General features: G+C 63.1%; 23 protein-coding genes. 17 read left to right on the top strand and 6 right to left on the bottom strand.

Features of this window, described 5'->3' with window-relative positions:
* Window positions 1–41 precede the first annotated feature (41 nt).
* The 4 genes from lpdA to ACWGTI_RS27350 all read left to right on the top strand — a co-directional run bounded on the left by lpdA (window position 42) and on the right by ACWGTI_RS27350 (window position 3491).
* The gene (gene lpdA, locus ACWGTI_RS27335) at window positions 42–1508 is read left to right on the top strand and encodes a dihydrolipoyl dehydrogenase (protein WP_454590000.1); all 1467 of its coding nucleotides are present in this window, start codon (window positions 42–44) and stop codon (window positions 1506–1508) included.
* Between the two features lie 102 nt (window positions 1509–1610).
* Window positions 1611–1868, top strand: a complete 258-nt coding sequence (locus ACWGTI_RS27340) for a GlsB/YeaQ/YmgE family stress response membrane protein (protein ID WP_181056890.1) — start codon at window positions 1611–1613, stop codon at window positions 1866–1868.
* Between the two features lie 126 nt (window positions 1869–1994).
* The gene (lipA, locus tag ACWGTI_RS27345) at window positions 1995–2972 is read left to right on the top strand and encodes a lipoyl synthase (protein ID WP_454590001.1); all 978 of its coding nucleotides are present in this window, start codon (window positions 1995–1997) and stop codon (window positions 2970–2972) included.
* 57 nt (window positions 2973–3029) lie between these two features.
* Complete coding sequence (locus ACWGTI_RS27350) at window positions 3030–3491, top strand: type II toxin-antitoxin system RatA family toxin (protein ID WP_454575166.1); 462 nt, start codon at window positions 3030–3032, stop codon at window positions 3489–3491.
* Here the strand turns inward: ACWGTI_RS27350 and ACWGTI_RS27355 are convergent.
* Both ACWGTI_RS27355 and ACWGTI_RS27360 read right to left on the bottom strand, forming a co-directional pair.
* Complete coding sequence (locus tag ACWGTI_RS27355; protein ID WP_454590002.1) at window positions 3467–3976, bottom strand: CinA family protein; 510 nt, start codon at window positions 3974–3976, stop codon at window positions 3467–3469. The genes ACWGTI_RS27350 and ACWGTI_RS27355 overlap by 25 nt on opposite strands.
* On the bottom strand, window positions 3973–5196 hold the full coding sequence (locus tag ACWGTI_RS27360) for a bifunctional 2-C-methyl-D-erythritol 4-phosphate cytidylyltransferase/2-C-methyl-D-erythritol 2,4-cyclodiphosphate synthase (protein WP_454590003.1): 1224 nt from the start codon (window positions 5194–5196) through the stop codon (window positions 3973–3975). The genes ACWGTI_RS27355 and ACWGTI_RS27360 overlap by 4 nt, the downstream gene beginning before the upstream one ends.
* A gap of 139 nt (window positions 5197–5335) precedes the next feature.
* Between ACWGTI_RS27360 and dusB the strand changes: the two genes are divergently transcribed.
* From dusB to hflX, 8 genes are all read left to right on the top strand, one after another.
* Window positions 5336–6358, top strand: a complete 1023-nt coding sequence (gene dusB / locus ACWGTI_RS27365) for a tRNA dihydrouridine synthase DusB (protein WP_454590004.1) — start codon at window positions 5336–5338, stop codon at window positions 6356–6358.
* Window positions 6355–7500 carry a two-component system sensor histidine kinase NtrB gene (locus tag ACWGTI_RS27370; protein ID WP_454590005.1) on the top strand — a complete coding sequence of 382 codons (1146 nt, stop codon included), beginning with the start codon at window positions 6355–6357 and terminating at the stop codon, window positions 7498–7500. The genes dusB and ACWGTI_RS27370 overlap by 4 nt, the downstream gene beginning before the upstream one ends.
* A complete protein-coding gene (gene ntrC, locus ACWGTI_RS27375) occupies window positions 7497–8954 on the top strand; it encodes a nitrogen regulation protein NR(I) (RefSeq protein WP_454575161.1) in 1458 nt (485 codons plus the stop codon). The genes ACWGTI_RS27370 and ntrC overlap by 4 nt, the downstream gene beginning before the upstream one ends.
* A 143-nt stretch (window positions 8955–9097) precedes the next feature.
* On the top strand, window positions 9098–11386 hold the full coding sequence (locus ACWGTI_RS27380; protein WP_454590006.1) for an ATP-binding protein: 2289 nt from the start codon (window positions 9098–9100) through the stop codon (window positions 11384–11386).
* Window positions 11376–12737, top strand: coding sequence for a nitrogen assimilation response regulator NtrX (ntrX, locus tag ACWGTI_RS27385; protein WP_181056899.1), 1362 nt, complete (start codon window positions 11376–11378; stop codon window positions 12735–12737). The genes ACWGTI_RS27380 and ntrX overlap by 11 nt, the downstream gene beginning before the upstream one ends.
* Before the next feature lie 163 nt (window positions 12738–12900).
* Window positions 12901–13761, top strand: a complete 861-nt coding sequence (locus ACWGTI_RS27390; protein WP_454590007.1) for a D-amino-acid transaminase — start codon at window positions 12901–12903, stop codon at window positions 13759–13761.
* Between the two features lie 145 nt (window positions 13762–13906).
* The gene (hfq, locus tag ACWGTI_RS27395) at window positions 13907–14152 is read left to right on the top strand and encodes an RNA chaperone Hfq (protein WP_006202172.1); all 246 of its coding nucleotides are present in this window, start codon (window positions 13907–13909) and stop codon (window positions 14150–14152) included.
* The gene (hflX, locus tag ACWGTI_RS27400; protein WP_454590008.1) at window positions 14153–15544 is read left to right on the top strand and encodes a GTPase HflX; all 1392 of its coding nucleotides are present in this window, start codon (window positions 14153–14155) and stop codon (window positions 15542–15544) included.
* A 6-nt stretch (window positions 15545–15550) separates the two neighbouring features.
* On the opposite strand, the gene mazG is transcribed toward hflX, so the two are convergent.
* Both mazG and ACWGTI_RS27410 read right to left on the bottom strand, forming a co-directional pair.
* Window positions 15551–16375 (bottom strand): nucleoside triphosphate pyrophosphohydrolase, encoded by an 825-nt coding sequence (mazG, locus tag ACWGTI_RS27405; RefSeq protein WP_454590053.1) that lies wholly within the window; start codon window positions 16373–16375, stop codon window positions 15551–15553.
* Window positions 16376–16516: 141 nt separating this feature from the next.
* Window positions 16517–18004, bottom strand: coding sequence for a winged helix-turn-helix domain-containing tetratricopeptide repeat protein (locus ACWGTI_RS27410; RefSeq protein ID WP_454590009.1), 1488 nt, complete (start codon window positions 18002–18004; stop codon window positions 16517–16519).
* 152 nt (window positions 18005–18156) lie between these two features.
* On the opposite strand from ACWGTI_RS27410, the gene ACWGTI_RS27415 reads away from it, so the two are divergent.
* Window positions 18157–18375: a hypothetical protein gene (locus ACWGTI_RS27415; protein WP_454590010.1), complete on the top strand. Its 219-nt coding sequence runs from the start codon at window positions 18157–18159 to the stop codon at window positions 18373–18375.
* A gap of 36 nt (window positions 18376–18411) precedes the next feature.
* Here ACWGTI_RS27415 and ACWGTI_RS27420 read toward each other — a convergent pair whose 3' ends face one another.
* Window positions 18412–19596, bottom strand: coding sequence for an amino acid aminotransferase (locus ACWGTI_RS27420; protein WP_454590011.1), 1185 nt, complete (start codon window positions 19594–19596; stop codon window positions 18412–18414).
* A 192-nt stretch (window positions 19597–19788) separates the two neighbouring features.
* On the opposite strand from ACWGTI_RS27420, the gene ACWGTI_RS27425 reads away from it, so the two are divergent.
* Together ACWGTI_RS27425 and phnX are read left to right on the top strand one after the other, a co-directional pair.
* The gene (locus tag ACWGTI_RS27425; protein WP_454590012.1) at window positions 19789–20949 is read left to right on the top strand and encodes a TIGR03364 family FAD-dependent oxidoreductase; all 1161 of its coding nucleotides are present in this window, start codon (window positions 19789–19791) and stop codon (window positions 20947–20949) included.
* Window positions 20949–21761: a phosphonoacetaldehyde hydrolase gene (gene phnX / locus ACWGTI_RS27430; protein ID WP_454590013.1), complete on the top strand. Its 813-nt coding sequence runs from the start codon at window positions 20949–20951 to the stop codon at window positions 21759–21761. The genes ACWGTI_RS27425 and phnX overlap by 1 nt, the downstream gene beginning before the upstream one ends.
* A gap of 20 nt (window positions 21762–21781) precedes the next feature.
* Here the strand turns inward: phnX and ACWGTI_RS27435 are convergent, their stop codons facing one another.
* Window positions 21782–22213: a DUF3592 domain-containing protein gene (locus tag ACWGTI_RS27435; protein WP_454590014.1), complete on the bottom strand. Its 432-nt coding sequence runs from the start codon at window positions 22211–22213 to the stop codon at window positions 21782–21784.
* A 181-nt stretch (window positions 22214–22394) separates the two neighbouring features.
* On the opposite strand from ACWGTI_RS27435, the gene ACWGTI_RS27440 reads away from it, so the two are divergent.
* Together ACWGTI_RS27440 and ACWGTI_RS27445 are read left to right on the top strand one after the other, a co-directional pair.
* Window positions 22395–22916: a sigma-70 family RNA polymerase sigma factor gene (locus ACWGTI_RS27440; protein WP_454575152.1), complete on the top strand. Its 522-nt coding sequence runs from the start codon at window positions 22395–22397 to the stop codon at window positions 22914–22916.
* Complete coding sequence (locus ACWGTI_RS27445) at window positions 22913–23689, top strand: anti-sigma factor family protein (protein WP_454590015.1); 777 nt, start codon at window positions 22913–22915, stop codon at window positions 23687–23689. The genes ACWGTI_RS27440 and ACWGTI_RS27445 overlap by 4 nt, the downstream gene beginning before the upstream one ends.
* Window positions 23690–23692 lie beyond the last annotated feature (3 nt).

Genomic DNA, 23692 nt, shown 5'->3' on the forward strand with positions numbered 1-23692 from the left:
ACATTTCGGCATCATGCTCTGAACAATCAGGGAGAAACCCCGTGGCAGAATCCTACGACGTCATCATCATCGGCTCCGGCCCTGGCGGCTATGTCACGGCGGTGCGCTCCGCGCAGCTCGGCTTCAAGACGGCGATCATCGAGCGCGAGCATCTCGGCGGCATCTGCCTCAACTGGGGCTGCATCCCGACCAAGGCGCTGCTGCGCTCGGCCGAGATCATGCATTATTCGGATCATCTCAAGGACTACGGCCTCAAGCTCGAAGGCGGCAAGGTCAGCGCCGATACGGCCGCCGTGGTCGACCGCTCGCGCAAGGTGTCGCTCAGGCTCAATGGCGGTGTCGCTTTCCTGATGAAGAAGAACAAGGTCGACGTCATCTGGGGCGAGGCCAAGCTGTCCAAGGCTCCTTCAGGTGAAAAATTGGGCGAGATCGTCGTTTCCAAGACCGCCAAGAAGCCGATGGAGCCGCAGCCGCCGGTGCCGAAAGGCGTCAAGGGCGAGGGCACCTACGCCGCCAAGCACATCATTCTGGCGACCGGCGCACGGCCCCGCGCGCTGCCCGGCATCGAGCCGGACGGCAAGCTCATCTGGACCTATTTCGAGGCGATGGTGCCGAAGGAAATGCCGAAGTCGCTGCTGGTGATGGGCTCCGGCGCCATCGGCATCGAGTTCGCCTCCTTCTACCGCACCATGGGTGCCGAGGTGACGGTGGTCGAACTGTTGCCGGCGGTGATGCCGGTCGAGGATGCCGAGGTCTCGAAATTCGCGCAGAAACAGTTCGAGAAGCAAGGGATGAAGATCATCCTCGAGGCCAAGGTGACCAAGGTCGAGAAGGGTGCAAACTCGATCACCGCGCATGTCGAGATGAAGGACGGCAAGGTCGAGAAGATCACCGCCGACCGCATGATCTCGGCCGTCGGCGTGCAGGGCAATATCGAAAACCTCGGCCTCGAGACGCTCGGCGTGAAGACCGACCGCGGCTGCGTCGTCGTCGATGGCTACGGCAAGACCAACGTGCCTGGCATCTACGCCATCGGCGATGTCGCCGGACCGCCGATGCTGGCGCACAAGGCCGAGCATGAAGGGGTGGTCTGCGTCGAGAAGATCGCTAATTTCCCTGGCGTGCATGCAACAGACAAGCTGAAGATTCCGGGCTGCACATACTGCAACCCGCAGGTCGCCTCCGTCGGCTTGACCGAAGCCAAGGCCAAGGCTGAAGGCAAGGACATACGCGTCGGCCGCTTCCAGTTCGGCGCCAACGGTAAAGCGATCGCGCTCGGCGAGGACCAGGGTTTCATCAAGACCATCTTCGACAAGAAGACCGGGCAGCTGCTCGGTGCCCACATGGTCGGCGCCGAAGTGACCGAGCTGATTCAGGGCTTTGTCGTGGCGATGAACCTCGAAACCACCGAGGAAGAGCTGATGCACACCATCTTCCCGCATCCGACGCTGTCGGAGATGATGAAGGAAAGCGTGCTCGACGCCTATGGGCGCGCGCTCAACGCATGATAAATTGCTGCCGCGAGACTCAGACGCATGCGCCGGAGGAACCTTACGGCAAGGCAGTTCGTATCCGGATGCATTTTCACCTGATCAAGGAGGAGTTGGCATATGGACGTGAATGGCGTGGGCTGGATTGCAGCCATCATCATCGGCGGCTTGGCCGGGTGGCTGGCCGAGATGGTCATGAAGAGCAACACCGGCATCTTGATGAACATCATTATGGGCATTGTCGGCGCGGTGGTGCTCAACGCCATCCTCAGGGCTCTCAACATCGAGCCCTTCGGCGTCGGCTGGCTCGCTTACCTGATCACCGGCTTCATCGGCGCCTGCCTGCTGATCTTTGCAGGGCGGCTCATTCGCCGGTAGAGCACGCTATGCGAAAAAGGCTGTGGCGGCATGCGCCGCCGCGGCCTTTTTCTTTGCCTCGAAAAGTCTTAAGTGACGTTTTAAAGGCGAATGCCGACGGGCAGACGCCAACAAGTCAGGTTTGAGATGGTCACTGTCCTCGACACGATCGCCAAGGCGCCGCGCCTGCGGCACCCCGAAAAGGCGCACAAGCCCGACCAGGAGGTGCTGCGCAAGCCCGACTGGATCCGCGTCAAGGCGCCGGTGTCCAAGGGTTATGCCGAAACGCGCGAGATCGTGAAGTCGCACAAGCTGGTGACGGTGTGCGAAGAGGCCGGCTGCCCCAATATCGGCGAATGCTGGGAAAAGAAGCACGCCACCTTCATGATCATGGGCGAGATCTGCACGCGCGCCTGCGCCTTCTGCAATGTCGCCACCGGCGTCCCGACCGCGCTCGATGCCGATGAGCCGGCGCGCGTCGCGCACGCCGTCAAGCAGATGGGGCTGAGCCACGTGGTCATCACCTCTGTCGACCGCGACGATCTTGCCGATGGCGGCGCGCAGCATTTCGCCGAGGTCATCCGCGCGATTCGGGCGGCGACGCCTTTGACCACAATCGAAATCCTGACGCCCGATTTCCTGCGCAAGGAAGGCGCGCTGGAGATCGTCGTGGCGGCGAAGCCCGATGTGTTCAACCACAATCTCGAAACCGTGCCGTCGAACTATCTGACGGTGCGACCGGGCGCGCGCTATTTCCACTCGATCCGGCTGTTGCAGCGGGTGAAGGAACTCGATCCGTCGATCTTTACCAAGTCCGGCATCATGGTAGGCCTCGGCGAAGAGCGAAACGAGATCCTGCAGCTGATGGACGATCTGCGTTCGGCCAATGTCGACTTCATGACCATCGGCCAGTATCTGCAGCCGTCAAAGAAGCACCATCCGGTGATCCGCTTCGTCACGCCGGAAGAGTTCAACTCCTTCGCGACGATCGGCAAGACCAAGGGTTTCCTGCTGGTGGCGTCGAGCCCGCTGACGCGCTCCTCGCATCATGCCGGCGACGATTTCGCCAGGCTGCGGGCGGCGCGCGAAGCGCAGCTCAAAAAAGCTGCCAACGCCCTGCTTTAAATCTGTGATGCAAGTCGTTTTCTCAAAACCGGGGCCACTTTTGAGCGACATGCATTAATGCCGAAATTCGAAGCCACCCGCCGCGTTTCCCACACGCCGGAGCAGATGTTTGCGCTGGTCGCCGATATCGAGACCTATCCGCAGTTCCTGCCACTCTGCGAAGCGCTGACGGTGCGCTCGCGCAAGGAGCGTGACGGCCGCACCATTCTCGTCGCCGATATGAGCATCGGCTACAAGGCGATCCGCGAGACCTTTACGACGCAGGTGCTGTTGAAGCCGGACGAGAACACCATCGACGTCAAATACATCGATGGGCCATTCAAATATCTCTCCAATATCTGGCGCTTCGAGCCGGCCGACGGTGGCGGCTGCAGTGTGCGCTTCTTCATCGACTACGAGTTCAAGAGCCGCATCCTCGGCGCGCTGATGGGGACCATGTTCGACCGCGCCTTCCGCATGTTTTCGGAAGCCTTCGAAAAGCGCGCCGACGTCATCTATGGAACGACGCCCATTTCGTGAGTGTCGCCCAGCGCCCGCAGGCCGATCTCCAGCGCATGCCTGACCGTCTCGCTGCGAATGAAGTCGCGGCCATTGTCGGCAAACAGATTGAGCTCGGCGGCCACCGGCCCGCCCTTGAGCGCCACCCCGAACCAGACCAGGCCGACCGGCTTGTCCGACGAGCCGCCGCCGGGGCCGGCAATGCCGGTGACGGCAAGCGCCAAGCCGGCGCGCGAGCGGGCCAGTGCGCCGGCAGCCATCTCCAGAACCGTTTCGCGCGAGACGGCGCCATGCGCTTGAAGCGTGGCGGCCGAGACGCCAAGCATCTCCATCTTGGCTTCGTTGGAATAGGTGATGAGGCCGCGATCGACGACGGCGGACGAGCCGGCAATGTCGGTGAGGGCAGCAATGATCATGCCGCCGGTGCAGCTCTCGGCCGTCGCCAGCATGATGCCGCGCTGCTGGCAGGCCTGGAGGAGGGCGTTAGCGAGGTCGCTGTTACTCATGCCGGGACGTCACCGGGAAAGACGACGCTGGCGGTGGCGATGGCGGCAATGCCTTCCTCGCGGCCGACAAAGCCGAGTTTTTCGTTGGTGGTCGCCTTGATCGAGATGCGATCGGCGGAAATTCCTAGCATCGCCGACAAGGCCATTGTCATGGCCTCGCGATGCGGGCCGACGCGCGGCGCCTCGCAGATCAGCGTGATGTCGGCATTGGCGATGCGCCCGCCGCGTTCGCGCACCAGCTTTGCTGCATGTTCGACGAAAAGTTTTGAAGCCGCGCCCTTCCATTGCGGATCGGAAGGCGGGAAATGCGTGCCGATGTCGCCGGCGCCGCAGGTGGCAAGCAGCGCGTCGGTAAGCGCATGCAGGCCGACATCGGCATCCGAATGTCCGGAGAGCTTTTTGCCGTGGGGAATGGCAACGCCGCACAAGGTGACATGGTCGCCAGGCTCGAAGGCATGCACGTCATAGCCATTGCCGGTGCGGATGTCGGGAAAGCGTTCGCCGGTAAGCCGCTGATCGGCCATCGCAATATCCCTTGCCCAGGTGAGTTTGACATTGTCCGGCGACCCCTGGACGATTTTGACCGGAATATGCGCCCATTCGGCGATCGCGGCATCGTCGGTGAAATCCGATTTGCCAAGATGATGGGCCTTTTCGTGTGCCGCGAGCAACGGCCAGAACGGAAAGCCTTGCGGCGTCTGTGCAGCATGAAGGCCGGCCCTCGGCACCGTCTCCTTGATCATGCCGGTGACCGATTCGCGCTTCAGCGTATCGGCGACGGGCAGCGCCGGCAGCGCGCCCTGGCGCTCGCCAATGGCCGCGATGGTGCGGCCGATCAGGGCCGCGTCGACAAATGGCCGCACCGCATCGTGCACGAGGACACGGCCCGGCGCCTGGCCTCTCAGTTCAAGCAGTCCCAGCCGAACCGAAGCTTGGCGCGACTCGCCGCCAATCACGGTGGTGACCCGCTCGGCATTGGCGCCGGCTGCCTTGTCGAAAAGCGCGCGGTCATCGGCATGGATGGCGACGACGACTGGCCCAATCTCAGGGTGCGCCAGGAATGTCTCCAGCGTGCGCGCAATGACGGCACGGCCGCCGATGCGCTGATATTGTTTCGGTCCGTCGGCCTGTCCGGCGCGCGCGCCGCGGCCGGCGGCGACGATGACCACGCCGACCTTGTCGGTCGCCGGCCCGGCCAGTTTTTCGCTTGCTTGTGTCATGGCGAGAGGCTTAGTCGCGGCTCATGGCTAAGGCCAGCAATTTCCCAAATACGCCTCAATGTGACGTCATTGCGCGTTGCACAATGCCTTTCTTATGTCTAGAGAATGTGCAGCGATCCGATATGCTTGGTTTTTGTGCATGCCTGAAGTGACAAAATTGGCCTCGCCGCTCGATGTCGGCGGTGTAAGGATCCGCAATCGCGTCTTCCTCGCGCCGATGTCTGGGATAACCGACGAGCCGTTCCGGCAGCGCGCTTACGCGCATGGCGCAGGCCTGGTCGTATCGGAGATGGTGGCGAGCGGCGAGCTTGCCAAGGGCAGGGCCGGCTGCGACCTGCGCATCCGTCATTCCGGGCTGCCTGTCCACATGGTCCAGCTTGCCGGCCGCGAGGCCGTGCACATGGCCGAGGGCGCGCGCATCGCTGCCGGTGAGGGCGCCGACATCATCGACATCAATATGGGCTGCCCGGCCAAGAAGGTGACCGGCGGCTATGCCGGTTCGGCGCTGATGCGCGATCTAGACCACGCACTGTCGTTGATCGAAGCGGTGGTCGGCGCGGTCCAGGTACCGGTCACGGTGAAGATGCGGCTCGGCTGGGACGACAATGCGCTGAACGCGCCCGCTCTGGCGCGCCGTGCTGAAGAGGCCGGTGTCAAAATGGTGACGGTGCATGGCCGAACGCGGTGCCAGTTCTATCAAGGCAAGGCCGACTGGGGCGCGATCGCCCGAATCAAGGACGCCGTCTCGATCCCGGTCGTTGCCAATGGCGATGTCGGCTCGCCGGCGGAAGCTGCCGAAATCCTCGAACAGTCGGGCGCCGATGCGGTGATGATCGGCCGCGCGCATTACGGCGCGCCGTGGACGGCCGGCCGTATCGCGGCGACGGCTGCGGGCGGGGCGCCCTCCGGCGTGCCGGACAGCCCGGAAGCCATGGCCGACTACATTGCTACCCATTACGAGGACATGCTGACGCTTTACGGCGTTGAAAGCGGCCTGCGTCAGGCCCGCAAGCATCTCGGCTGGTATATCGACCGCCATGCCGCCGGCGTCACTGACGACCGGCGCAAAGTCGTCCTCACCTCGTTCGAGCCCGCCCGCGTCATCGCTGTGTTGCATGAGGTGTTTTCCGGCGAAGCCGCGCCCCTGCGGAGTGCCGCATGAACGCGCCTGCCGCTCCGGGCACCGAGATGGCGGATGCCGCCCATATCGTGCTCAACACCATCCGCCGTCCGGTGATCATGGTCGATCCCGATGGGTTCATCACCTACGCCAATGCCGATGCGGAGGATTTCTTCCGCTCGAGCGCGACCATGCTGGCGCGCAACACGCTATCCAAGCTTATCCCGTTCGGCAGCCCGCTGTTACAGCTGGTCGACCAGGTGCGCGAGCGCCGAGCGCCGGTCAACGAGTACCGTGTCGACGTGTCGTCGCCGCGGCTCGGCATCGAGAAGGTCGTCGATCTCTATGTCGCGCCGGTGCCGGAATTCCCGGGCTCGGTCGTGGTAATGTTCCAGGAACGCTCGATGGCCGACAAGATCGACCGGCAGATGACGCATCGGGGTGCTGCCCGTTCAGTCACCGGCCTTGCCGCCATGCTGGCGCACGAGATCAAGAACCCTCTGTCGGGCATACGCGGCGCGGCACAGCTGCTCGAACTGTCGGCGTCCGACGAAGATCGCGCTCTGACCCGGCTTATCACGGATGAGACCGATCGCATTGTCTCGCTGGTCGACCGCATGGAGGTGTTTTCCGACGAGCGCCCGATCGACCGATACCCCGTGAATATCCATGTCGTTCTGGATCACGTAAAGGCGATCGCCAAGAACGGTTTTGCCAAAAGAATCAGGATATTGGAGGACTATGATCCATCATTGCCTCCGGTTTTCGCCAATCGCGACCAGCTGATCCAGGTGTTTCTCAACCTGGTCAAGAACGCCGCCGAGGCGATCGGCGGCGACCCGCAAGGCGAGATCGTGCTGTCGACCGCGTTCAGACCGGGCATTCGAGTTTCCGTGCCGGGGACGCAAGACCGCGTATCGCTGCCGCTGGAGTTCTGCGTGCGCGACAATGGGTCCGGCGTTTCGGAAGACATCCTGCCGATCCTGTTCGACCCGTTCATAACCACCAAGCCGAACGGCTCGGGGCTCGGCCTGGCGCTGGTGGCGAAAATCGTCGGCGAGCACGGCGGCATCATCGAATGCGATTCGACGCCGCGCGGCACCACGTTCCGCATCCTGATGCCGGCCTGGAAAGAAACACCGATCGACACTGCCGATGATGAAGGCGAAGGAGACCGCAAATGACGGTTCGCGGCAATATTCTCGTCGCCGACGACGATGCGGCCATCCGCACCGTGCTCAACCAGGCGCTGTCGCGCGTCGGCCATGAGGTACGCGTGACCTCCAACGCTTCGACGCTGTGGCGCTGGGTGGCGGCGGGCGAGGGCGATCTGGTCATCACCGACGTGGTGATGCCGGACGAAAATGCGTTCGACATGCTGCCGCGCATCAAGAAGGCGCGGCCTGAGCTGCCGGTCATTGTGATGAGCGCCCAAAACACCTTTATGACCGCGATTCGTGCTTCAGAAACAGGCGCTTACGAGTATCTTCCGAAGCCGTTCGACCTGACCGAACTGCTCAGCATCGTCAACCGGGCGCTGTCCGAGCCGCGGCGGCCGAAGATCGACGCCCGGCCGGAAGAACAGCCTGACGCGATGCCGCTGGTTGGCCGCTCGGCGGCCATGCAGGACATCTATCGCATGCTGGCGCGCATGATGCAGACCGATTTGACGGTGATGATCTCGGGCGAATCCGGCACCGGCAAGGAACTGGTGGCGCGCGCGTTGCACGAGTACGGCCGGCGCCGCGGCGGTCCGTTCGTGGCCATCAACATGGCGGCGATCCCGCGCGACCTCATCGAATCGGAACTGTTCGGCCACGAGAAGGGCGCGTTCACCGGGGCGCAGAACCGGTCGACCGGCCGTTTCGAGCAGGCGGAAGGCGGCACGCTGTTCCTGGACGAGATCGGCGACATGCCGATGGAGGCGCAGACGCGGCTGCTGCGCGTGCTGCAGCAGGGTGAATACACCACGGTTGGTGGGCGCACGCCGATCAAGACCGACGTGCGCATCGTCGCCGCCACCAACAAGGATCTGCGCACACTGATCAACCAGGGGCTTTTCCGCGAGGATCTGTTCTATCGCCTGAACGTCGTACCGCTGCGGCTGCCGGGCTTGCGTGAGAGGTCGGAAGACATTCCCGATCTGGTGCGGCATTTCTTCAAGGTCGGCGCCAGCGAAGGCTTGCAGACCAAGCGCATTTCGACCGGCGGCATCGAATTGATGAAGCGCTATCCTTGGCCGGGCAATGTGCGCGAACTGGAAAACCTGGTACGCCGGCTTGCCGCGCTCTACTCTCAGGACGAAATATCTGCCGAGATCATCGAAGCCGAACTGAAGACAGGCGAAAGGCCGGTCGTTCCCGGCGGCGGCAACCTGATCCCGGACGATCTGTCCATCGGCCAGGCGGTGGAGCACTTCCTGCAGCGCTATTTTGCCTCTTTCGCCGGCGAACTGCCGCCGGCCGGCCTCTATGAGCGCATCCTGTCCGAGGTTGAATATCCGTTGGTCCTCGCTTCCATGACGGCAACGCGCGGCAACCAGATCAAGGCGGCCGAATTGCTGGGTTTGAACCGTAACACGCTGCGCAAGAAGATTCGCGAACTCGGGGTCAACGTCTACAAATCGTCGAGATCGTGAACGCGCATCGGTCGAAGTGACGCGAGGTCATCCCCTTTTCAGGGGATCGGCGGCTGAAAGTTTCCCTCGCGGCCACACTTGTTGCATAATCGCCACAATGCGTTGCATACATCCGACGCAATCACTGGCTCTTAGACGGCGACATGGCTTCGCAGGCTCTTACATCAAACGAACCGCTTTTCAGCAGGCCCGGCGGAAGGGATGGACGCCGGCTGCTTGCGCTGCCCGGCGTTGTCGCAATCGCCGGTGCGCTGGTTACGGCCGCAATCTCCTTTGCGATCCTCGTCGGCGCGACGCCGATCACGCCGGACGCAAACACGACGCTGACGCTGATTGCCGTCAACGCCGGGTTCGTGCTGGCGCTGATTGCCCTGGTCGGCCGCGAGGTGCATCGCATCGTCATGGCGCGACGGCACGGCAAGGCGGCGTCGCGGCTGCATGTGCGCATCGTGGCGATGTTTGCGCTGGTCGCCGCCATCCCCGCCATCATGGTGGCCATCATTGCCTCGATCACGCTCGATATCGGCCTCGACCGCTGGTTCGAGATCCGCACCAAGACGATCGTCAACTCGTCGCTGTCGATCGCCGATGCCTATGTGCAGGAAAATGCTCGCAATCTTCAGGGCACGACGCTGTCGATGGCTTACGATCTCGATGCTTCACGCACGCTTTACGGCCTCGATCGAACCGGTTTTCTCGACCTTATGAACAAGGAAGCCGTGGGCAGGACCCTGGCGCATGCGGCGCTGATCAAGCCGGATGGCTCTTTCGTCATGAGCGCCAAGACCGATACGAATTTCGCCATGCCGGAGCCGCCGGAAGGGGCTGTGGCGAGTGCGGCCGACGGCAAACCGGTGCTGATCGAGCCGAAGACGCGCAACATCATGGGCGCCATCGTCAAATTGCGGGAGATCGAAGGTCTCTACCTCTACACCATTCGTCTCGTCGATCCCCAGGTGATCAAGGCGCGGCAGATCGTCCAGTCCAACACCGCAGAATATCGCGGCCTGGAAGATAACAGACGGACCTCGCAGGTGGCGTTCGCGCTGCCCTATCTGTCGCTGACGCTGATCATCATCCTGTCGGCCATCTGGACCGGCATGGCGGTGGCCGACCGTCTGGTGCGGCCCATTCGGCAGCTCATCGGCGCGGCCGACGAGGTTGCCACCGGCAATCTCGATGTCGCCGTGCCGGTGCGGCCTTCCGACGGTGATGTAGCCTCGCTTGGCGATACGTTCAACAAGATGCTGCTTGAGCTGAAATCGCAGCGCAACGAGATCCTGTCGGCCAAGGATTTGATCGACGAGCGGCGGCGTTTCTCGGAAGCGGTGCTGGCCGGCGTCACCGCCGGCGTCATCGGCGTCGACCCCTACGGCATCGTCACCATCGTCAACAAGTCCGCCGAAACGATGTTGGCCATATCGGCGACGGCAGCGCTCGGGCAGAACCTGTCGGCCGTGCTGCCTCATGTCGGCCGCGTCTTCGAGATCGGCCGCAAATCCGGCAAGCCGGTCTACCGCGAACAGGTCACCTTCTACCGCGCCGGCGCCGAGCGCACCTTCAACGTGCAGATCACCATCGAGGCCGGCGACGACGGCTCGGAGGAGAAATCCTACGTGGTGACGGTCGACGACATTACCGATCTGGTCCAGGCGCAGCGCTCTTCGGCCTGGGCGGACGTGGCACGGCGTATTGCGCATGAAATCAAGAACCCGCTGACGCCGATTCAGCTTTCGGCCGAGCGCATCAAACGCCGTTTCGGCAAGGTCATCACCGAGGACCGCGAGATTTTCGATCAGTGCACCGACACCATCATCCGGCAGGTCGAGGACATCGGCCGCATGGTCGACGAATTTTCTGCTTTCGCCCGCATGCCGAAGCCCGAGATGAAGGTCATCGATCTGCGCGAATCATTGCGCGAGGCCTCGTTCCTGGTCGAGGTGAGCCGTGCCGACATCGCTTTCGAACGCGTCTTCGGCAACGAGCCGCTCAAGGGCACTTTCGACAGCCGCTTGATGGCGCAAGCTTTCGGCAACGTCATCAAGAACGCCGCCGAAGCGATTGACGGATTGGAACAAAAGGACGGTTCGCACGGCATAATCCGGATTCAAGCAACCCGGCAGAATGGCGCGATCAGAATCGACGTCATCGATAATGGCAAAGGCCTGCCGCGCGAGAATCGCCAAAGGCTGCTCGAGCCCTATATGACGACACGCGAGAAGGGCACCGGGCTCGGCCTCGCCATCGTCAAGAAGATCGTCGAAGACCACGGCGGGCGGCTCGAACTGCACGATGCGCCTGCGGACTTCCACGGTGGACGCGGCGCGATGATCTCGATCATCCTGCCACCAGCCGCCGCAACCGCGCCGCCACGCGGTCAAGGCGAAACGGAACACGAAAGAGAAACTGAAAAGGTCGGTAATGGCGTCTGATATTCTCATCGTCGATGACGAGGAAGACATCCGTGAACTCGTTGCGGGCATATTGAGCGACGAAGGGCATGAAACCCGCACGGCGTTCGATGCCGACAGCGCGCTCGCGGCAATAGCCGATCGTGCGCCGCGGCTGATTTTCCTCGACATCTGGCTGCAGGGCTCGCGCCTGGACGGGCTGGCGCTGCTCGACGAGATCAAGACGATGCATCCGAGCCTGCCGGTCGTGATGATCTCGGGCCACGGCAATATCGAGACGGCGGTGTCGGCCATCCGCCGCGGCGCCTATGATTTCATCGAGAAGCCATTCAAGGCTGACCGGCTGATCCTGATTGCCGAGCGGGCGCTCGAAACCTCGAAGTTGCGGCGCGAAGTTTCCGACCTCAAGCAGCGCAGCGGCGAAACCTTCGACCTGATCGGCATGTCGTCGGCGATGAGCCAGCTGCGCCAGACCATTGAGCGCGTCGCGCCGACCAACAGCCGCGTCATGATCATCGGTCCGTCCGGTTCGGGCAAGGAGCTCGCCGCGCGGGCCATCCACACGCTGTCGACGCGCAAGGGCGCGCCGTTCGTGACGCTGAGTGCGGCCAACATCACGCCCGAGCGCATGGAGATCGAGCTGTTCGGCACCGAATCGAACGGCACCGAGCGCAAGGTCGGCGCGTTGGAGGAGGCGCACCGCGGCATTCTCTACATCGACGAAGTCGCCGACATGCCGCGCGAGACGCAAAACAAGATCCTGCGCGTGCTGGTCGAACAGCAGTTCGAGCGGGTCGGCGGCACCAAGCGGGTCAAGGTCGACGTCCGCATCATTTCCTCGACCTCGCAGAACCTCGAAGCGATGATTGCCGACGGTCGTTTCCGTGAGGACCTCTATCACCGTCTGGCGGTGGTTCCGGTCATGGTGCCGGGTCTGGCCGAGCGGCGTGAGGACATTCCGTACCTCGTCGACAATTTCATGAAGCAGATCGCACGCCAGGCCGGCATCAAGCCGCGCCGCATTGGCGACGATGCGCTGGCCGTGCTGCAGGCGCACAACTGGCCGGGCAATGTCCGCCAGTTGCGCAACAATGTCGAACGGCTGATGATCCTGGCGCGCGGCGACGATGTCGATGCACCGATCACCGCCGACCTTCTGCCGTCGGAGATCGGCGATGTCATGCCGCGTACGCCGAACCAGTCGGACCAGCACATTATGGCGCTGCCGCTGCGCGAGGCCCGCGAACAGTTCGAGAAGGATTACCTGATCGCCCAGATCAACCGGTTCGGCGGCAACATCTCGAAGACGGCGGAGTTCATCGGCATGGAGCGCTCCGCGTTGCACCGCAAGCTGAAGTCGCTGGGGGTCTGATCCATCTAACGCTTTGCTTTAAGCAATTCCGGACGGAAAACCGCTTCTCACTTTTCCTGGAATTGCTTTGTTGTTGGGCCAGCGGGCCGTGGCCCATGCAATTGCGGTTACGGCAGCGGCGGAATCGCCTAGAAATAGCGGGACTTTTCTGAGGGACCACTGGATGCCGCGCATTGCCTATGTGAACGGGCGCTATGTCGCCCATGCCGACGCTGCCGTGCATATCGAGGATCGCGGCTATCAGTTCGCGGACGGCGTCTACGAGGTCTGCGAGGTGGCGCAAGGCTTTATCGTCGACATGCCGCGCCATCTTGCCCGGCTCAACCGTTCGCTCAGCGAACTGTCGATCGACTGGCCGGTCACCAAAGGCGTGCTGCCGCTTCTCCTGCGCGAGGTCGTGCGGCGTAATCAGGTCGTCAACGGCCTGGTCTATGTCCAGGTGACGCGCGGTGTCGCCAGCCGCGACTTCGTTTTCCCGGCCGACACACCGTCGTCCCTGGTGATTACGGCCAGAAAAGCCGACCCGGCCGCTGCCGCAAAACGCGCCGAGACCGGCATCAAGGTCATCACCGTGCCGGAAAACCGCTGGGACCGGGTCGACATCAAGAGCACCGGCCTGCTGCCCAATGTGCTGGCCAAACAGAAGGCCAAGGAAGCCGGCGCCCAGGAGGCCTGGTTCGTTGACAACGACGGCAACGTCAAGGAAGGCGGGTCCTCGAATGCCTGGATCGTCACCCGGGACGGCGTCCTGGTGACCCGGCCGGCCGAGCACGGCATCCTGCGCGGCATCACCCGTACCACCATGTTCGAGGTGGCGGCCAAGCTCGGTTTGAAGATCGAGGAACGCGGTTTTTCGGTCGCCGAGGCCAAGGCGGCGCGCGAAGCTTTCATCAGTTCGGCAACGACAATCGCCATGCCGGTGGTGGCAATCGACGGCGCTGCGGTCGCCAATGGCCATCCCGGCTCAATAACACTTTCATTGCGGCAAGCCTTTTTTGACGTTGCGGAAAAAAGTCCAGCCTGATAACCGCACAGGTGGAATGAACATCAATATATCTCGTTCTGCTTGTCGTTACTGACGGCAAGGGGGTGTTTGCAAGCTTGACATGTGCCAGCTAATTTGGCGCATTGGCCTGCAAACCGAAGGGGATCGGCGAAAGACAAAAACAATGGCGGAACGATCGCAAAACCTTCAGGACCTGTTCCTGAATTCAGTTCGCAAGAGCAAAAATCCACTCACCATCTTTCTCATCAACGGCGTCAAGCTGACCGGCGTGGTCACTTCCTTCGACAATTTCTGTGTTCTGCTGCGCCGCGACGGCCACTCCCAGCTCGTCTACAAGCATGCCATTTCCACGATCATGCCGAGCCAGCCGGTTCAGATGTTCGATGGCGAGGAAAGCCAGGGCGCCTGATTGGCACGTGAGAAAGACGCGGACCGCAGCGTCCGCGGGAAACCAGCGCATCACACCGGGACGGAAGCCAAAGGTCCGACCCGGGCGGTTGTCATTGTGCCGGTGCTTACCCGGCATCAGCGCAGCGATGACGAGACGAACCGTCCACGGCTAACTCGATCGACCGAGGCCCGCCACGACGAGGCGGTCGGCCTTGCCCGCGCCATCGACCTCGACCTGATTCATGCGGCGGTGGTGACCGTCAACGATCCACGCCCGGCAACCTTGCTCGGCAGCGGCAAAGTCGCGGAGTTTGCCGAGATCGTCAAAGAAGGGCACGCGGAGGTGGTCATCGTCGACCATCCGCTGACGCCGGTGCAGCAGCGCAATCTCGAGAAGGAATTCAACGCCAAGGTGCTCGACCGTACCGGGCTGATCCTGGAAATCTTCGGCGAGCGCGCGCGGACCAAGGAAGGCACGCTGCAGGTCGAGCTTGCCCATCTCAACTACCAGAAGGGCCGCCTGGTGCGGAGCTGGACCCACCTTGAACGCCAGCGCGGCGGCGCCGGCTTCCTCGGCGGCCCCGGCGAAACGCAGATCGAGTCGGACCGGCGGCAGCTGCAGGAAAAGATCATCAAGCTCAAACACGAGCTGGAAACGGTGCGCCGCACCCGCGACCTGCACCGCGCCAAGCGCAAGAAGGTGCCGTTCCCGGTGGTGGCGATCGTCGGCTACACCAATGCCGGCAAGTCGACGCTGTTTAACCGGCTGACCGGGGCAGACGTGCTGGCTGAAGACATGCTGTTTGCCACGCTCGACCCGACGCTGCGCCGCGTGCGCCTGCCGCACGGCACGCCGATCATCCTGTCGGATACGGTCGGCTTCATTTCGGATTTGCCGACGCATCTGGTCGCCGCCTTCCGCGCCACGCTGGAAGAGGTGGTCGAGGCGGACCTGGTCATACATCTGCGTGATATCTCGGATCCGGACACCGCTGCCCAGGCCGAGGACGTCGAACGCATCCTGGCCGATCTCGGCGTCGATGCGGGCGACGCCAAGCGGGTCGTCGAAGTGTGGAACAAGGTCGACCTGCTCGACGACGGCAACCGGGAGCGCCTGCTTGCCGATGGCGCCGACGGCAACAAGGCGCCGCCGATCGCCATCTCGGCCGTTACCGGCGAGGGCATCGATGCTCTGAAGGCGCTGATCGAGACCAGGATGTCGGGCGAGTTGGAAGAGCTGACGGTGACGATCGAGCCGGCGCAGTTCGGCCTCGTCGACTGGCTCTACCGCAATGGCGACATCGTTGCGCGCACCGACAATGAGGATGGCAGCGCGACCATCGCGCTCAAGGCGACGCACAGCGCCCGGCAAGAGATCGAAAGCCGATTGCACCGTAAAAGCAAAGCGTAAGCCCGCTCACGTCTTGCCCTTGGCCTGCTGCCAGAGGGCTTCCATCTCGTCCAGCGTGGCTTTTTCCAGCGTGCTTCCCGACGTCTCAATTGCGCGCTCGACATAGTGGAAGCGCGAGCGGAACTTTTCGTTGGTGCCGCTCAGCGCCGCCTCCGAATCGAGCTTGAGGTGACGTCCCAGATTGACGACGGCAAACAGCATGTCGCCGAACTCGTCCTTGATCTCGGCCGTTTCGCCCTTGGCCAGCGCCTCGCGCAACTCGCCGATCTCTTCCTCGAACTTGTCGAGAATGGGGGCTGCCTCGCTCCAGTCGAAGCCGACCCGGGCCGCCTTCTCCTGCAGTTTCAGCGCGCGCGTCAAGGCGGGCAGGGCGACCGGCACGCTGTCCAGAAACCCTTTTCCATTGTCTTCCGGGTCGAGGCCGCGGGCCAGCCGCGCGCTTCGCTTTTGGGCCTTCTCCTCAGCCTTGATTTTTTCCCACATGCCCTTGGCCATGCCAGCGCTTCGCGCCTCTTCGTCGCCGAAGACATGCGGATGGCGGCGGATCATCTTGGTGGTGATGGCCTCAACCACGTCGCCGAAAGCGAAGTCGCCGGTCTCCTCAGCCATCTGCGCGTGGTAGACAACCTGCAGCAGGAGGTCGCCGAGCTCGTCGCGCAGATCGTCGAGATCGCCGCGCGCAATGGCGTCGGCAACCTCATAGGCTTCCTCGATCGTGTAGGGCGCGATGGTCGAGAAATCCTGCTCGATGTCCCAGGGACAGCCGGTCTTCGGCGCCCTGAGCGCGGCCATGATCTCGATCAGCCGGGAAATGTCTTGCGAAGGTTTCATGGCCAGGATGCTATCGTGCATGCGGCTTGCCGGCCAATGCCGTCGGCCGGCGAGGGGAGATTGTCCACAGGCGGCGGCAGACCCAGCCACTCTGCGAAGGTCGGTTGACCAAGACTTCTCGCCGCCGGGCCGCGGTGAAGGCTATCCTTCGTTATCCACACGCTGCAGGATCGCGCGATAACGGCTGCACACGGCGGGATCGGCATAGAAGTCCACTTCCGTATCAATGATCTCGTCAAGGCTTAGTTCAGGGTAATGCGCCTTGACTTTTGCCAGCACGTCTTGCGCTTGCTTGATTTCGCCGAGTTCGGAATGGCAGATGACAACACGAACGAGCGACCAGGGTGTTACAGTCGCCATTTTCGCGTAGCAGGCAGCCGCCTCGCGATATCGGCCAGCCGTCGTCAGTAAGACGCCGCGAAAGTCGTCATACCATCCCACAGCGTACGGGTCGCGGCGCTGAGCTTCGTTTATTTCACCGAGCCCTTCCTCGGGCCTGTCCGTGTGGTTGAGGAAAATAGCGCGGATACTGAGAATTAACGGGTCGTTCGGATTAAGCGCGACTGCCCGCTCAAGGCTGATTTCGGCTTGCCTGAACTGGCGCAAATACAAGTGAGCGAAGCCGGTGGCGAGATGCCCATAGGCCTCGTCGGGGTCAAGGCTCAATGCGGTTCTTGCTATCTCCAGTCCGGAACGCAAATGACCGGGATTGTTGTAGTCCCAATAGTACTTGAAGGACTCGACAAAGCTGAGCATGGCGTGGGCGGCAGCAAACCGCGGATCGAGCTTCACCGCCTGGCGCAGAAAGGGTTCTGCTTCGAGCACCGTGTCATAGACGGCTGCGAGTTGCAGCGCCCGCAAGTAATACTCATAGGCCGACATATTGTTGGTCGGCCGGGACCTGGCGCGCGACGCAATCGCTGTTCTGGTCTGTCGGGCCAGACGCGCCGCAATCATCTGGGTGATTTCGTCCTGAATGGCGAAAATGTCGTCGAGCTCCCGGTCGTAATGTTCGCCCCAGATATGAGCCATCGAGACTGCGTCTGTCAGCTGCACGGCAATCCGCACCCGGTTGCCGATCTTTCGCACGCTGCCATCGACGACGTACTGCACGCCAAGTCTCTTTGCCACCTCGGCTAGGTCATTGGCCTTGCTGCGGAACTGGAAGGATGAGTTCCGCGCAATGACCAGAAACTCCTTGAACTTGCCAAGCTCGGCGATGATGTCTTCGGTAATCCCGTCGCTGAAATAGTCCTGCTCCGGGTCGCCGCTCATATTGTCGAAGGGAAGTATGGCAATTGACGGTCTGGTCGGCGCCTTAGCATCTGCCGTCGCCACTAAGGGCTTGGGGCCTGCATATTTATAGCCGCGGCCATGCACGGTTACGATCATCTCGGCGGGCAGCAGTTTTCGCAGCGCCGAAATGTGCACCTGCAGCGTGTTCTCCTCCACCACCAGGCCGGGCCAGACCGCATCGAAGAGCTCGGTCTTGCCGACCACCTCGTCCGGCCTCGCCAGCAATGTGGCGAGGATGTCGAAGGATCGCCCCGAAAGTTCCACCGGCCCATTGGGGCCCAGCAGCAGCCTTTCGGTGCGTTTCAGTTGATAGTTCCCGAACTCCAAGTCCATTTGCCAAGAACCTGTCCCTCGGGGGCAAGGATAACCCAAGACGGTTCTGAAGGCGAACTTCAGAGCTGTTCAGGACTGGTCAGGACTATTCAGGTCCGAACCAAGGACCTGAGTGGGGAGCGGTGTCATGCTTACCGTCACAGGAGGACACCATGACCGACATCTCCACCACCGCAGCGATCACCCTTCGCCGCCTTAGCCGGCTACGGCCAAGCCTTCCGAGGCTCGAAATCGGTGCATCGCTTGCCGCCGTATCCAGCGTGGTGGGAGATGCGCTCAAAATGGCATACGTTGGCCCCTACGCCAGTCGCCGTCGCCAGACGGAGGTCGTCCCGGACGATGATCTTGAAGGTCGGGATCCCACCTGGTGAGAGGCGAAAGCCCGTTTCACACTTCCCGGAATTGCTCTAGTCGAGCACCGAGACGACCGCCTTGGCGAGATCGTCCATGCCGTCCTCGGGTAGGCCGGCGACGTTGATGCGGCTGTCGCCGACCATGTAGACGCCGTATTCGGCCCGCAGCCGCTCGACCTGCGCTTCGGTGAGACCAAGCCTTGAAAACATGCCGCGATGGCTGGCGATGAAATCGAAGCGGTCGGAATTGGATTGCCGCCGCAACGCGTCGGCGAACTGGACGCGAAGTCTCAGCATGCGCAGCCGCATCTCCTCGAGTTCCGCCTCCCAATCGGCGCGAAGGCCATCGTCTTCCAGCACCATGCGCACCGCGGCGGCGCCATGGTCCGGCGGCATCGAATACATGGCGCGCGCCGCCGCCAGCATCTGGCTCATCGCCACATCGGCCTCAGCGCTGTTCCTGGCCATGATCATCGCCGCGCCGACGCGGTCACGGTAGACGGCAAAGTTCTTCGAACAGCTCGAGGCAACGACCATTTCGGGAACCTTTGCCGCCAGCAGGCGCAAGCCGGCGGCGTCGGCGTCGAGGCCTTCGCCAAAGCCCTGATAGGCAATGTCGACGAACGGCAACAACCCGCGCTCGGCGACGAGATCGGTGACCTTCGCCCATTGCGCGGCATCGAGATTGGCGCCGGTCGGGTTGTGGCAGCAGCCATGCAGCAGCACGATGTCGCCGGCCTCAGCTGTACCCAGCGCTGCCAGCATGTCGTCGAAGCGCACAGCGCCCGAAGTTGCGTCGAAATAGGGATAGTCGCGCACTTTGAGGCCGGCGCCGCGCATCACCGGCGGGTGGTTCGGCCATGTCGGGTCCGACAGCCAGACGGTTGCGTCCGGGCGGGTCCGCTTAAGCAGCTCCGCCACCAGCCGCAGCGCGCCGGAACCGCCCGGCGCCTGCGCGGCACGGATGCGTGTCATGTCGGCCGCGGGACCGAAGGCCAGCTTGACCATCGCGATGTTGAAGCCGGTGTCACCCGGAAGCCCGAGATAGGTCTTGGTGTCCTGAGCCTGCAGCAGCCGCTTCTCGGCCTCGCGCAGAGCGCGCATGACCGGCGTCCTGCCGTGGCGGTCCTTGTAGACGCCGACGCCGAGGTCGATCTTGCCGGGCCGCGGATCGGCACGGTAGGCGCCGATCAGAGCGATGATCTTGTCGGCGGGAGCAGGCTGCAGTGTTTCGAACATGGAGAGCGGTTTCCGGTGGCGGCGGAGTGATACGCAAATCGGCCGTGCTTCGCCAGCGCTTTCATGTGCGCCAGGCGGAAAGCCCTGCCAGGACCATTGTCGAGGCCGAAGCCCAGCCTACACGTTCCTGTCACATCGGCGTAGTTTGAATAGGTTTGCCGGGATAGGACAAAGAGCGGTGGCGAAAGGACAATGATGAGTCAGCACGACAAGTTCGATCTCGCCATTGTCGGCGCCGGCATTGTCGGTCTTGCGCATGCGCTCGCAGCCGTCCGCCGTGGCCTTTCCGTCGTCGTCGTCGACCGCGACGCGCAGGCCAACGGCGCTTCGGTGCGCAATTTCGGCTTTGTCACGGTGAGTGGCCAGGAACGCGGCCAGGTGTGGCGGCGCGCCATGCGCTCCCGCGACATCTGGCTGGAAGTGGCCGGGCCGGCCGGTATCGGCGTCATCCAGCGCGGCACGGTCGTTGTCGCGCGTCGCTCCGAAGCCCGCAGCGTGGTCGAGGCATTCCTGCGGACCGAGATGGGCGAGGGATGTTCGCTGCTGGAACCGGACGGCCTGCGCCGCCAGTATCCGCATCTCGCCGGGCAGGATTTCGCCGGCGCCCTTTGGAGCCCGCACGAGGTGCGCGTGGAATCGCGTGAGGCAATTCCGCGCCTTGCTGCTTTCCTCGCCGAGCGGCACGGCGTCGAATTCCGGCGCGAAACGGTGGTGCGCGGGATCGACCCGCCTGCCATCGAGACCAGCCGCGGCACAGTTCGCGCGGACAAGGTGGTTGTCTGCCCCGGCGACGATTTGGCAACGCTCTATTCCGAACGCATCGCGCTTTACGGCGTGAAGCGCTGCAAACTGCAGATGATGCGTCTTGCCGATCCCGGCTTCCGGCTTCCGGCCCCGGTGATGTCGGATCTCGGGCTTGCCCGTTACGCCGGCTACGCGGCCTTGCCGGAAGCTGTGGCCTTGCGGCGTCGGCTTGAGAGCGATCAACGCCATGCGCTGGACAATGGCGTGCATCTGATCGTGGTGCAGAGCGCCGACGGGACGCTGGTGGTCGGCGATTCGCACCATTACGCGGCGACTCCCGACCCGTTCGCCTCGGAGCGGGTCGACGAAATCATCCTGGAGGAATTCAGCGCCGTCTTCGGCGGTACGCCGCCGCGCGTGCTGGAACGCTGGACCGGCATCTATGCCTCGGCGGCCGACCGCACGATGTTCGCCGACGCGCCGCAGGAGAATGTGCGACTGGTGATGATCACCAGCGGAACTGGCGCCTCAACCTCGTTCGCAATCGCGGAAGAGGTGATCGACGAACTCTTCGGTTCAACTACGGCAGCCGCCAGAAAGATCGCCTGATGACCCCCCAGCACCTGCTTCGCGCCGTCGTTTTCGACTGGGCCGGTACTGTTGTCGATCACGGCTCGCTGGCGCCAATGGGTGTCTTCGTCGAAGCGTTCCAGGAATTCGGCGTTGCCATCAGCATCGAAGAGGCGCGCGGACCGATGGGCATGGCCAAGCGCCCGCACATTGCCGCGCTGATGGCGCTGCCGAGAATCTCGACCGCCTGGGCCAGGCAGCATGGCCACGCACCGACCGAAGCCGATATCGACGCCGTTTACGATGTCTTCGTGCCGAAGAACCGGGCGGTGGCCGCTCGCTTTTCCGATGTCATTCCCGGCGTTGCCGACGTGGTCGCCACACTGCGCGCGCACGGCCTCAAGATCGGCTCGACCACCGGCTACACGCGCGACATCATGGCCGAAATCCTGCCGGGTGCGGCAGCGCATGGTTTTGCGCCGGATTGCCTGGTCTGCACCGGCGACACGCCGGATGGCAGGCCTACGCCGTTCATGCTGTGGAGGGCGCTGACCGAGCTCGGCGTCTATCCGCCATGGCTCAGCGTCAAGGTCGACGACACCGAGGTCGGTATTTTAGAAGGCATCAATGCCGGCGCCTGGACGGTCGGGGTGTCGGTCACCGGCAATGTCTTCGGCCACTCGCTGGCCGAAACGCAGGCACTGGCGCCGGACCTGTTTCGCACCAAGCGCGCCGAGGCAACGGCCAAGCTCAGCGCTGCCGGCGCGCACTATGTCGTCAACGGCGTTGCCGATCTGTTGCCGGTCATCGCGATGATCGAGGGCAGGCTGCGGCGCGGCGAGCGGCCCTGAGCAGGGCCATTCCGAGGCGGTCAGTGTCTCGTGATGACCCGCCGCACAAGCGCCCTCCCAAGCACGGTGAGCACGATGCCGATCAGCAGGAAGAAACCGCCCAGCACGCCCGCCAACCCGGCAAGGAACCAGCGTCCGGCGAAGCTGTCGACGGAGGCATTCTGCGGATTGGTTGGATCGTAGGCGACTGGGACGCTGTCGCCATCGCCCCAGAACGAGCTGTGGACGGCATTGTTGAAGCGGACGACAGTGCCGTCGGCTGTCGAGAACTCGATGAGGGGATTGTATTCGGCGGCGACAATCTTGCCTGTCGCCGAAGAGGTGCGAGGGCCATACATCTCGACGATGGTCAGCACGCCGGAGACGATCACTCCGACAATGCCAAGAATCATGAACACCCTGCCGACGATCGGCAGCGCCGCGGCACCCGTCACCCGATCCCCGCCGACCATCTTTTGCTCCTTGGAAAGACGGAAAGGCTAAGCTATCAGCATAAAGCAAACATCTGCCGCGCGGGAGATGGGCGGTTGCGAAGTGCACTTCTGACGGCATGGATGCGCACGCCGCAGAAAGTTTTGGCGTGCGAGGGATTAAAATCCCCACATGCTCCGTAAACGGGGCATGAAACGGTCGATGCCACGCTTCGATATTGTCGGACAGCTGGGTTCGCTGCGGCGCTACGCCCGATCGCTGACGCGCGACAGCACCGATGCCGAGGATCTGGTGCATGATGCGTTGGTGCGCGCCTATGAGCGGCGCGGCACGTTCCGCTCCGGCGGTAATCTGCGGGCATGGCTGCTGTCGATCGTCCACAACGCTTTCATCGACAAAATGCGCTCACGCCGTTCGGAAGCGGCGCGTGTCGAACAGGCCGGCTATCTCACTGACGCCAGCACCCCGCCGCCGCAGGAGCATTCCGTGCGTCTGGCGCAGGTGCGCGAAGCCTTTTTCAGCCTGCCGGAAGAGCAGCGTTCGGCGCTGCATCTGGTCGCCATAGAGGGCCTTTCCTACCAGGAGGCTGCCGACGCCAGCGGGGTGCCGCTGGGAACACTGATGTCGCGCATCGGCAGGGCGCGTGCCGCGCTGCGCTCGATGGAAAGTGCAGCCTTCTCGCCGGCCAAAAACCATCTGAGGATCGTGGGAGACCCGTCATGACCGATCTGTTGCGGGACCCGGTGACCGATGCCGATCTCGACGCCTATGTCGACGACCAGTTGGATGTTGCGCGCCGCATTGAGGTCGAAGCGTTTCTGTCGGCTCGTCCGGAAGCCGCGGCGCGGGTGATGTCAGACTTGAGGACGCGCGACGAGCTGCGTCTGGCGCTGGCTGCGTCCACCGGAATGGCGCGGCCGGCCACGACTGAAGTCGCACGCCGGCTGGGCAGGGGGCTGGCCAGTCGCCGTGTCTTCGCCGTGCTGCAGCGGGCGGCCGCGGTCGCCGTCTTTGTCGCCGCCGGCTGGCTGGCGAACGGCCTCTTCGGACCGCTGCTGGTGACCAAGGTGGTGGCTTCACCGCCGCCACCGGCCTATGTCGAAGAAGCGATCCGGGCGCACAAGACGACGCTTATGCGCGAGGCCATGCCCTCGCAGCTCGAGGCACCGAACTACAATGCCGATGAAATTCGCGCCGCGACCGCCATCGTCATGCCGTCGCTGCCCGCAAACTGGACGATCCGCGACGTGCAGATCTACCCGTCGCGCTTCGGGCCGAGCGTTGAAGTGGCGCTGGAGACGAAGGATATGGGGCTGGTCTCGCTGTTTGCGATCCGGCCGGGAACGTTCGACGTGGTCAAGCCGGCAATAGCGCCCTCGGGCGATATTTCCTCGGCCTATTTCCAGATTGGCGAGGTCGCTTACGCGGTCGTTGCGCGCAGCGACGTCCACGACCTCGACCGCGCCGCCGAGACACTCGCCAAAACGCTCTACTGATTT

This window comes from Mesorhizobium sp. ArgA1, from assembly GCF_053714375.1.